The sequence below is a fragment of the [Clostridium] ultunense DSM 10521 genome (assembly GCF_000511955.1).
GTDB classification, from domain to species: Bacteria; Bacillota; Clostridia; order Tissierellales; family Tepidimicrobiaceae; genus Schnuerera; species Schnuerera ultunensis.
This window is the reverse complement of sequence record NZ_AZSU01000002.1, coordinates 522,180-533,381: the sequence shown is the minus strand read 5'-3', so window position 1 is coordinate 533,381 and position 11,202 is coordinate 522,180. Positions and strand designations below refer to the sequence as shown.

10 protein-coding genes are annotated in these 11,202 nt (G+C 34.2%); 1 reads left to right on the top strand and 9 read right to left on the bottom strand.

Annotated elements, in window-relative coordinates; genetic code table 11:
* The 8 genes from CUL_RS16710 to CUL_RS0105330 all read right to left on the bottom strand — a co-directional run.
* The coding region (locus CUL_RS16710) for an amidohydrolase family protein (protein ID WP_051403514.1) at window positions 1-946 on the bottom strand (946 nt) is incomplete at its 3' end.
* Window positions 934-2,088, bottom strand: coding sequence for an amidohydrolase family protein (locus tag CUL_RS0105360; RefSeq protein WP_005586734.1), 1,155 nt, complete (start codon window positions 2,086-2,088; stop codon window positions 934-936). The genes CUL_RS16710 and CUL_RS0105360, both read right to left, overlap by 13 nt.
* Window positions 2,089-2,100: 12 nt before the next feature.
* Complete coding sequence (locus tag CUL_RS0105355) at window positions 2,101-3,489, bottom strand: M14 family zinc carboxypeptidase (protein WP_005586732.1); 1,389 nt, start codon at window positions 3,487-3,489, stop codon at window positions 2,101-2,103.
* Window positions 3,490-3,562: 73 nt separating this feature from the next.
* Window positions 3,563-5,146 (bottom strand): ABC transporter substrate-binding protein, encoded by a 1,584-nt coding sequence (locus tag CUL_RS0105350; RefSeq protein WP_005586730.1) that lies wholly within the window; start codon window positions 5,144-5,146, stop codon window positions 3,563-3,565.
* A 2-nt stretch (window positions 5,147-5,148) separates the two neighbouring features.
* Complete coding sequence (locus CUL_RS0105345) at window positions 5,149-6,156, bottom strand: ABC transporter ATP-binding protein (RefSeq protein WP_005586728.1); 1,008 nt, start codon at window positions 6,154-6,156, stop codon at window positions 5,149-5,151.
* Window positions 6,157-7,125: an ABC transporter ATP-binding protein gene (locus CUL_RS0105340; RefSeq protein WP_025640743.1), complete on the bottom strand. Its 969-nt coding sequence runs from the start codon at window positions 7,123-7,125 to the stop codon at window positions 6,157-6,159.
* Between the two features lie 3 nt (window positions 7,126-7,128).
* Window positions 7,129-7,959: an ABC transporter permease gene (locus CUL_RS0105335; RefSeq protein WP_025640742.1), complete on the bottom strand. Its 831-nt coding sequence runs from the start codon at window positions 7,957-7,959 to the stop codon at window positions 7,129-7,131.
* A 14-nt stretch (window positions 7,960-7,973) separates the two neighbouring features.
* Complete coding sequence (locus CUL_RS0105330; RefSeq protein ID WP_005586722.1) at window positions 7,974-8,936, bottom strand: ABC transporter permease; 963 nt, start codon at window positions 8,934-8,936, stop codon at window positions 7,974-7,976.
* A 232-nt stretch (window positions 8,937-9,168) separates the two neighbouring features.
* Here CUL_RS0105330 and CUL_RS17915 point away from each other — a divergent pair, with 232 nt between their 5' ends.
* On the top strand, window positions 9,169-9,771 hold the full coding sequence (locus CUL_RS17915; protein WP_025640741.1) for a TetR/AcrR family transcriptional regulator: 603 nt from the start codon (window positions 9,169-9,171) through the stop codon (window positions 9,769-9,771).
* 40 nt (window positions 9,772-9,811) lie between these two features.
* Here CUL_RS17915 and CUL_RS0105320 read toward each other — a convergent pair whose 3' ends face one another.
* The gene (locus CUL_RS0105320) at window positions 9,812-11,110 is read right to left on the bottom strand and encodes a YjiH family protein (protein WP_025640740.1); all 1,299 of its coding nucleotides are present in this window, start codon (window positions 11,108-11,110) and stop codon (window positions 9,812-9,814) included.
* Between the last annotated feature and the right edge of the window lie 92 nt (window positions 11,111-11,202).

Here is an 11,202-nt window from a genome sequence, read left to right as displayed (position 1 = left end):
CCCCTCCAAATCGGATTACTTCACCAGCTTGAATTATAATTACATCAGGGTTTAATATAGGACCATCTGTCATTATGGCACAGGGTACTCCTCTTTTATCCAGTTCTATAAGGCTATGAATATCGATTTTGCCACATTCTCCTGGCAAAAGTAGGACTCCTATAGGTCCATAAATTACTCCTTTGCAGTTGGATTCTACAATATCATCGTAAAAATCACTGGCTCCCCAGGCATGGTCTAAGGTAAAATCTATATCGAATTCTTTAGCAATGCGGATAATAGTTAACATATCGAATTGCTCACAATGTACCTTTAGAGGGATTTCTTTCCTAAGTACCTTAGACACATTTTCCATACCTAGGTCAAATTCCACCTCACCTTTTTCCCTTTTTTCTATATACTGTTGACCTTTGATTAAAGTTTCTCTAATTACATTGGCAATTCCCATACGAGTCATAGGCATTTGATTCCTCTTCCCATAGACTCCTTTAGGATTACCTCCTAGAGCTGCTTTTAATGCCACCGGGTTTTTAATGCACATTTCTTCAATATTAGCTCCATAGGATTTAACAGCACATACCAGGCCACCTATTACATTGCCACTTCCTGGAGCAATAGCTGAAGTCGTAATTCCAGCTTCCAAAACCCTTTTAAATTCTGAGGATTTAGTGTCGATAGAATAGATGGATTCCACTTCAGGGGTAGCATTTTTAGTCATTTCGTTTAGGTCTTGATCATCCATAGTACTGCCAAAACCACCTATATGGCTATGGGCATCGATTATACCAGGGATTACTACAAGGCCATCTGCATCTATTACTTCTCCCTCATCCCAACTTAAATTCTGGCCTACATCTAGGATCTTACCATCTTCTATAAGGATATCTCCTTTTTCATAAACTTTCTCTGCTGAAGTATATATTTTTGCACCTTTTATGACCAACATGTATTATCCCTCCTAGAATAAAGGATATTTTCTCCCTGGATAAATGTAGCCTCAATTTTAGCAGAATAGGTTTTAATAGGATTATCTGTCCATATAACAATATCTGCATCCTTACCAACTTCTATGGAGCCTATTTTATCCTCTACACCAAGAATCTTAGCTGGGATGGAAGTAACCATTTTTAGCACATCTTCAGCTTTTATGCCATATTTGTGACATAGTATGGCATTCCATAATAAAGATTCCTTTCCTGAGGCTGGCCTGTCTCCACAACAGCTAATAGCCACATCTATTCCCTTCTCCATTAGTTTTTTAACACCTTCAAAATCCACATACCTATTGACAGAGGACATTGCATTAGATAGGTCTCCAAGGATTATACTAAATTTATCTTTCATTATGTTTCCTGTATCTCCATTTACGCCAAAGGCACCTGTAAAAACAACATTAACAGGTAAATCCTTTAATGCTAACTCAATTGCGTCCATCTCGGATTTGGTATTACAATTTATAAATAAGGGAGTTTCCTTATCTATTATTTTTTGTAGCGCAAGGGATTTAGGGTCATGTTCTTTTTTATCATCTTTTTTGTATTCCATAGCTTTAATAATTGCTCCCTTAAGCAAGGAAATAGCTCCCATCCTAGTCATGGGGCAAGTATTTCTGCTACCATAGACTTTCTTAGTTTCTGCTGTTATTGAAGATACCATTGCAACTTTTTCTTTAACTAACATTTCATAGGGATGTTTTCCATAGGTCTTAAATACTGCCGCTTGTCCTCCTAAAACGTTGGACGTAGAAGGAGTTATGCCTGCACTAGTTACTCCATATTCAAATACCCTTTGAAACATCATGCTATCTTGGTCAAAGGAATAGACCACATTCATCTCTGGAGTTACAGGATCCGAATGTTCACTTAAATCATCATCTTCCCAACCGGGTCCCTGGCATCCCCACACATTTAAAGAATCTATAAACCCAGGAAAAATAGTTTTTCCTTTTGCCTCATATATTTCAGTATCCTCTGATACTTCAATAGAAGGACTAACTTTTTTAATTACTTTTCCATCTATTAAAATATCCGTATTTTCAAATATATTTCCTTTACCGTCATGAACATTTCCACCTTTAATTAGGATCATCCAATAACCCCCTTAATCCCTATTTAGATAATCTGCCATTAATAAGCCACATTCTAATTGAATACTTATAAGTTTTTTAATTGGAACTACTTCATAATCAATTTCCTTTTCAAGTTTTTCACTTAATTCCTTTAGTCTATTTAAAGCAGTATTGAAAGCTTCTTCCAAATCCTTTTCTTTTTCTGGGTTTACTTCATTGTTTTCTTTCATCTTCTTAAGTTCACTTTCATGGGCTCTAACTAACAATCCATAAGAAAGCATTTTATAGAATTTAGCCACCAATAGGTTGTCAAACTTTTCAGCTACAGTTGCCATCTTTGCAAAATCTGGATTGGTATTGACCATTTCTCTAGTTGCTTCGTTGCTTTCACTATTATCGGTAAAAGCTTCTAGAGCTAATTTAAAAGGATTTTTCTTATCCATATGTTTTTTAGTCCTATTTAAAGTAGTTTTAATGAACTCATCTGCTTCTTCACTAAATTCTAAACTCTTTAATGCCGCTTCTTTCCTCGTTATATCCGATGGAGATAAATCGTTTATCCTTTTATCATAAAAATATGGTAATTCAGTTAAAAGTGTAAAAGCACCACAAACTTCTTCTGCATAATCGGAGCTACATGTTCCTGCTTTTATAACTTCTCCAGGATTTTCTATACCATATTTTTCTAAGTAATCGTAGTTTTGTTGAATCCCTAAATCCTGATATATAGCAGGAGAATAAGCTACACAATAAGGGGCTTCCGGTTCTCCTAAATTCAAAGGAATGCCTTGTTTATTAGCTGCATTTCTCATATCATCATATATTTCTGGAGTTTCCCTAGTAATATACCAATAAACGCCACCAAAACCTGCATTATGAAGGGAATATATGAATTTAGGTCTTATATCATCTATTAAATTCATCATAGCCTTGGTTTCTGGAATGGTATCGTGGAAATGTAATTCCTTGTAATCGATTGGGAAAGTCCAATCTACTTGTTGATGACCTGCAGGTCTAAAGAAATTTCTTGCATAATTGTATAGTGTAAAAGGCCCTTTAAACCAATTTTCATTAAGCCTTGTACCATCTGCATCCCAGGATTTCACAATATACCAAGTGTAGTCTAGTTTTTCCCTTAATTCTTTGTTTTCGGCCAATTCTCTTGTAAAATATTCAAGCATCATAGCACCTATTGGCTCATTAGGATGGGGACATCCAAACATAAGACCATTATTGGAACCATTACCAATTTTAAGACAATATAGGGGATGATCATCTCTAGTTCTGCCCATTTCAAATATTTCAACTATCTCTGGATATTCTTCAGCCAATTTTTTACTACTTGCATCCATTTCCTCTACAGTTAAAAACTCCTTATAATCAGGTATTTTTTTTATTACATCATCAATTATTTTTTTCATATTACTACCTCCTAAATAGAGGCTAATTGCACCATGTATTCTATAGAAAATGCAATTAGCCTTTAATATTAAATTACTCTGCTATATCAGTAAATGTAAACTCTTGCCAACCCCATTTTCCAGCACCATCTATTGGTAGATTTATAAAATTAGAGTTATTTGCGTCGTATGCTGCAAAGGTTACAATCGGAATATAGGGTAGATCTTCTGCCAATATAGCTTGGGCTTTCTTATATAATTCAGCTCTTTCTTCTTGATCTCCTGTAGCTGCTGCTTGAGCTAATAAATCATCGAATTCCTTATTGCTATATTCACCATAGTTGCTACCTACACCTGTACCAAAACGTTTTTGTAATGCCGCAGGGTCTGGTCCCATGAATCCACCTTGTAATTCAAGTATGAAGTCCTTTTGTACTGAAACTTTTTCATTCCAAGCGTTAAATTCATGAACTTGAACTATTAATTCAATACCAGCCTTTTCCAATGTAGCTGCCATAAGTTTTGCAGCATCAGGATATCCACCATCCTCAAATACATCAATGGTAAGTCCCCTTATATAAAATCCGTCAGCATCTTTCTTATATCCTGCATCTTCTAGTATTCTTATAGCTTCTTCAATATTAAATTTAGGGGATGTATCTTCACTATTACTAGCCCATTCGATTAATGAAGGATACATATTGTATTCTGGTTTTTGAACTCCATTAAATATCTTTTGTGAAATTTCTTCTTTATCTATAGCAGTAGCTATAGCTCTTCTTACATTTACGTCGGATATGATTTCATTCTTTAAGTTAAATATAATTCTCATAGGTGATGGATATTCATTTAATTCCATCCTAATATTTTCATTGGCCATTAATTCATCTACATTAGCTGCAGGTACAGCTTCTAATACGTCTATTTCACCATTTACTAATGCTTGTACTGCAGTTGCATCGTCAGGAATTATAGAGAATATTACTTTGTCCAGTTTTGGTGCTCCCTCATGGTAGTCTGGATTAGCAACTATTGTAATACTTTCCCCTTGTTTAAACTCTTGGAATTTAAATGGTCCAGAACCTATAGGATCCATTGATGCTGGGTTATCTTCCCATGGTTGTCCATTATTAAATATATGTTCTGGTAATATAAAGGTTGCATACCAGCCTAAATCTGCAATAAAGGAAACATCCGCTTGATTCATATTGAAAACTACAGTATTTTCATCAGGAGTTTCAATAGAATCAACTATTTGAAGTCTTGAACTCATATAATAAGTTGGATTTTCTTTTATGGTGTCAAAAGTATATTTTACGTCTTTACTAGTTACAGGTTCCCCATCATGCCAATGGGCATCGTCTCTTAAGTGGAAAGTAATAATCTTACCATCCTCACTTACATCCCATTCAGTGGCCAAATCGGGAACGATTTGCTTACTAGCATCTAACTTAACAAGCCTATTATATAAGTTTTGAACAATGTGATAGTTGTTGTCATCAGGCAAGGTATCTGGGTTAAAGGACATAGGGTCTCCTGAAGCCCTTACTATTAATGTTTTTTCCACACCTTCTGATTTTCCTGCTGAATCATTATCTTCGGTATTAGAACTACATCCTACTACTGTAACAGCTATTAATGCTAAAACTGCCATTACTAAAAATATTTTCCTTTTCATAGCTAAGCCTCCTTATTATTTTCGTTTAATCTATCACAAGCTACCAAATGACCTTGTCCCATATCATGGGTAGCTGGATATTTTTTGAAACATTCTTCAGTGGCCTTAAAGCACCTTGGTGCAAAATAGCATCCCGGACCTGGGTTAATTGGTGTAGGTGGTTCCCCTTCTACCTTTATCTTGTCCATAATTTCTTCTGGATCTATAGAACCACAATTAGAAATTAAAGTTTGAGTATAAGGATGTTTTGGATTTTTAACTATTTCATCTGCTTCACCATACTCTACGATTTTTCCCAAATACATTACAGCTACTTTATGAGAAATGTACCTAGTAAGGGAGATATCGTGGCTAATAAATATTATTGCTGCTTCTTTTTCCTTACTCAACCTGATAAGCATATTGATAATTTCAGCTCTAACGGAAACGTCCAACATGGATACAGGTTCATCGGCTATAATAAATTTTGGGTCTACTAACATGGCACGTAAGATAGAAATCCTTTGTAATTGACCACCAGATAATTCATGAGGATATCTTTTCATAATATCCTTAGCAGGATGAAGTCCACCAAATTCCAAAGTTTCTAAAATAATCCTTCTTCTATCCTCTTTTGAATTCCCAATAGAATGAATATTTAAAGGTCGCATCAATATTTCTTCTATAGTATCTCTAGGTGTAAAGGAATCATAAGGATTTTGAAATACTATTTGAACCAATCTCCTAAAAGCCTTCGAATCCTCTTTCATAATTTTGCTTGTAGATACATTTTCAATATATACATCCCCATCCGTTGGATCTTCAAGTCTAGCGAGGATCCTTCCTAGAGTAGATTTTCCACATCCAGATTCTCCAATTATTCCAAGTATTTCTCCCTTTTCCAGCTGCAAAGATACTCCATCTACAGCTTTTACAAATTGCCTGCCTTTAGAACTTATGCTAAAATTACCCTTTACTGGATACCACATGGATACATTATCTATATTTATATAGGTCTCATTATTTTTCATCTACTTTTCACCTCCGTATAGGTGACATCTAATAGCTCGCTCATTACCTAACTGGATTAATTTAGGCTTTTTCTTACATATATCCATTGCCTGCTTACATCTAGGAGCAAAAATACACCCTTCATACTTTTTAGATAGATCAGGTAAAAATCCGCTTATACCTTCTAATTTACTATTTTCTCCCTTTAAAGATGGAAAAGATGCTAAGAGCCCCTTAGTATATGGATGTAAAGGATCTTTAAGTACTTCTTTTACATAGCCTAATTCCATAAGTTCACCAGCATACATAACAGCAACTTTATTACAGGATGTAGCTACTACTGACATATCATGAGTAATCATTATCCTGGTCATATCCATTTCCCTTTCCATCTTAACTATCTCATCTAATATTTGTCCTTGTGTAACCACATCTAAGGCTGTAGTAGCTTCGTCTAAAATGAGTAGTTTTGGGTTGTTGATAAGACTTAATGCAATAGAAACCCTTTGGAGCATACCACCTGATAGTTCATGAGGATATAGATTGTATACTCTGCTGGATAGATTAACCAATTCAAGTAAATAGGTGAATCTATCTAGTATTTCCTTCTTAGTAGCCTTTGGATTATGAACCCAATATATATCCTCCACCTGAGTTCCTATCTTATGGACAGGTGATAATGAATTCATAGATTTTTGGAATACTACGGAAAGCTCTTTCCACCTAATCTTTTTAAGTTCGGCTTGAGACATTTGGGTTAAATCTTTTCCTAGAAAATTTGCTACTCCCGATATTTCAGTGGTTTTCTCTGGCAAAAGTCTAAGTAAAGCCATAGCCAAAGTGGATTTCCCCGAACCAGATTCACCTACAAGACCTAAAGAATCTCCCTTATTGATTTTGAATCCTGCATCCTTTACCGCATATACTTTTTTATATTTATTTACATAGGTTACATTAAAATCTTTCAATTCTAAAATTGTATTATCCATCTTTTACACCCCTTTTCCCTTGGAATGTTTAGGGTTCATTACATGGTTTAATCCGTCCCCTAATAGGTAAAATATGGTTACCGTAATAACGATGGCAACACCAGCAAAAGTCGCAATCCACCATGCACTAGTAAGGAAGGATTTACCATCATATATCATCTGTCCCCAACTGATTATATTAGGATCGCCTAATCCTAAAAAGCTTAGACCCGCTTCAGTCAATATGGCATTTGACATACCAACAGTAGTATTTGCTATTACAGGAAATATTCCATTAGGAATTATATATTTAAATAATATTTGGCCTTTAGTCTCCCCCATGGCAGTAGCTGCCTTTACAAAGGTTCTTTCTCTTAAAGATAATGCCTGAGCTCTCATAAGTTTGGCATTACTTGGCCAAGTGGTAAGACCTATTACAATCATCACGTTGTAAATACTATTGCCAAACAATGCAATAATGAGCAATATTAAAAAGAAAGTAGGAAGCATCATGAAAATATTAATTATCTCAGAAACTATTCTGTCTGCAGTTCCTCCAAAGAAACCTGCAATTCCACCAATTAAAATTCCTAGCAATCCGGAAATCAGTGCAGAAATAACAGCTACTTGTAAAGAAGTCCTAGTTCCATAAATGATCATGCTAAAAATGTCTTGTCCCATTTTATTGGTCCCAAGTATATGACCATTTTCTCCTATTTTATTCAATACATCTGGTCCAAAAACGTATGGATTCTCTGGTGCAATATTTGGGGCAAAGGCAACAATTATTAACAATGCAATAATACCCAATATCCCAAATAGAAGCTGTTTATCATTTACGATAGTCTTTATCATCTTTTAAGCCCTCCTTAATACCTAATCCTAGGGTCTAGTACCGCATATAGAATATCAACCAACATCATTACAATTGCAACGGAAACTGACATCACTAGATATATGCCCATAAGAGTAGGATAATCCCTTTGGTTGATAGCAGTAAGTACAAGTCTACCAGTTCCTGGCCAGGCAAATACTGTTTCTATCAAAGCAACACCTGTAATCAAATAAGCTAAAGATATGCCAAATATGGTTACAGTGGGTAAAATGGCGTTCCTAAAAATATATTTATTGAATATCTTCTTTTCATTCATCCCTGTAGCCCGTAATGTTAAAATGAAATCCTCATTGGTCACTTGTAGTACAGAAGATTTTGCAATTCGATAATATAGAGGAATCTCTATCAATATCAATGTACCTACGGGCAATATCATATGCTTTAAAACATCCATTACATAGGCTATTCCCTTATATGAAGTTCTAGGATCAGTCATTCCACAAGTTGGAAGCAGATTAAGTACAGATGAAAATATAATAATCAACATCAAACCTAGCCAAAATGAAGGCATGGAATTTAAAATATAGGAAAATCCTGAAAATATCACATCGATAAAAGATCCTTCTTTCCTAGCAGCAACAATCCCCATGAGAGTACCTATTATTAAGGACAATATTCCAGATGTTAAAACTAACAAAATAGTAGCAGGCATTTTTTCAGAAATCATTTCACTAACCGGCCTATTATAAATAATAGATGTACCTAAATCTCCACTTATAGCAGTCTTTAGATAAGAAACAAACTGTATGTGCAAAGGTTTGTCCAAACCATATTTTTGCTCTAAAGCAGCTCTTAGAGCTGGGTCATCGGTTTCTTTCCCCATAAGGGTTTTTATAGGATCCCCCGGTGCTAAATTGATAATTATAAAGTTAATAGAAAATACTATTAGAATTGTTAACAACCCTGTTAAAATTCTTTTAGCTACATACCTTTTCACCAGATTACCTCCTAATATATTATTTTATACCAATTTTAATGATGGTGGTGAACATGTTCACTTTTTAGTATTGTAAATATATTAACATAGGTATTTTCCTATGTCAATGACTTTTTTTTGACAATTATAAGGATTTGGATATTTCATTCTAATGAGAATTTAAACTTTCAATTTTTTAAAAATTTGATATAATGATATATAAATTTAGTAGAAAGGTAAAAAGGAGGTTCCTATGCCAAAACAAACATTTTTTAACCTACCTTTAGAAAAAAAACAACGAATTATCAATGCTACTTATGACTTATTTATTAAAGAAGCTTATGAAGATGTAAATATTAGAATGATTACTTCCAGAGCTGAAATTTCCATAGGAAGTTTTTATAAATATTTTCATGATAAAGATGAGTTATATTTGTATTTAATGAGCGAAATTGAAAAAAAGATCTATGGGAAGGAAAGGGAAAAAAGAGGATACTTTTTATTGGATAGCAATATGATTCCCATTGAAGATATATGCACCCCAAAAGAAATCGCTTTCAATCGTACCTGGTATAGAGTACCAGTTGAAGTGATGATGAAATTCTATTTTGGTGAATATAGTAGAGAATTAAACAGCCATGTAATGGACGAGCTTAAAGCACTTAAAAAATCAGGAAGGCTAAAGGATTTCGTAGATATAGATTTTGCCTTCCATATCTATGCTACCTCAATGTTTAATATACAGATGTATTTCCGGGACAATAATATAGATGACGAAAAGGAAAGGCTTAGAATAAAGAAAGATTTTTATTCTAAATGGTTTCTTGGTGGTATATTAAATGAAGAAGCAAGTTAATGGACAAGGTATTATTAACAGCACCTTGTCCATTGTTTTGTCAAAATATAAGATGCAATATAGGGGCTGCTATTAGTATGGACAATACTACCCTTTCTATCCATATTATAATATAATCCTTCATTGTAAGAGGTATTTCCGTAGCCATCATACAAGGAATTGAAGCTGAAAAGAAAAGAATTTCAGATACGCTTACTATTGCAATAAGAAACTTTGTTATTATAGGCGTTTCAGTTACCAATAATGCTGGTAAGAACATTTCTGCAATGCTTAGAGCATTTGCCTTAGCTGCTAGTAAAGGCTCTGGAATTCTCGCTAACAATGTAAATGGATAGAATATATACCCTACTATATCGAATAACGGTGTATATTCTGCTAGCACTATTCCTATTACTCCAATAGACATTAATAAAGGTCCTATTGACAAGGCTAATCTTATACCAGATTTAAAATTATCTAAAACACTTTCTACCACAGTAGGTGCATTGTCAAATGCCTCCATCCCCTCTTTATAGGCCATTTTAAATCTATTGCCCTTTGCCAATTTTTCCGGAGAACCTTCCTGATTATTATAATAGACTTCTGGTTTTTTGTTTAAAGGATAGATTCTAGCTGTTAAAGCTGTTACAATGAAAGTAATGATTAAAGTCAACCAAAAATACAATAGCCAATGGTTCATAATATCCAAAGTGTCTGCTACTATAATCATAAAGGTGGCCGACACCGTAGAAAAACCTGTAGCTATTATAGCAGCTTCCTTACCGGTGTATTTACCTTCCTGATAGACTCTATCCGTAATGAGTAAAGCCAATGAATAACTACCTACAAAGGATGCTACTGCATCTATTGCAGATCTCCCTGGGGTTTTCCAAATAGGTTTCATTATAGGTTGCATTAAGACCCCAATAAATTCCATCAAACCATAGTTAACTAAGAATGCAAGAAATATTGAACCTATCGGCACTATTGTAGTAACGGATATAACTATTTTCTGATGAATAAATGGGATTACATCATCTCTCATCAAAAATTCTGGCCCTCTATTAAAAATGGCCATAAAGACAAACACAATACCTAATAATTTTATAAAGGAAAAAATAGTTGTAGTCTTATCCCTGTTCCAAGTTTTGTCTATAAATGGGAGTATTCCACCAATAGTAACTATTAATCCCGAGTATATTGGTCCATAATTGGGAATAGCTCTAATATAATTTACAATATGGTCTAAAGGAATAGTACTTTTCCCATCTATAGTAATGGGTACAAAGAACATAAAGATTCCCACTGCTGCAAAGAGGATAAATTTAAAGATTTTAATTCCATCATATTCTTTTGCCATATAGTTCCTCCTTTGTTAGTTATAATTTTTAGTATTATTAATTATACCAAAATTATATATAACTATCCAACTTTATCATAATTTTGTAAAAA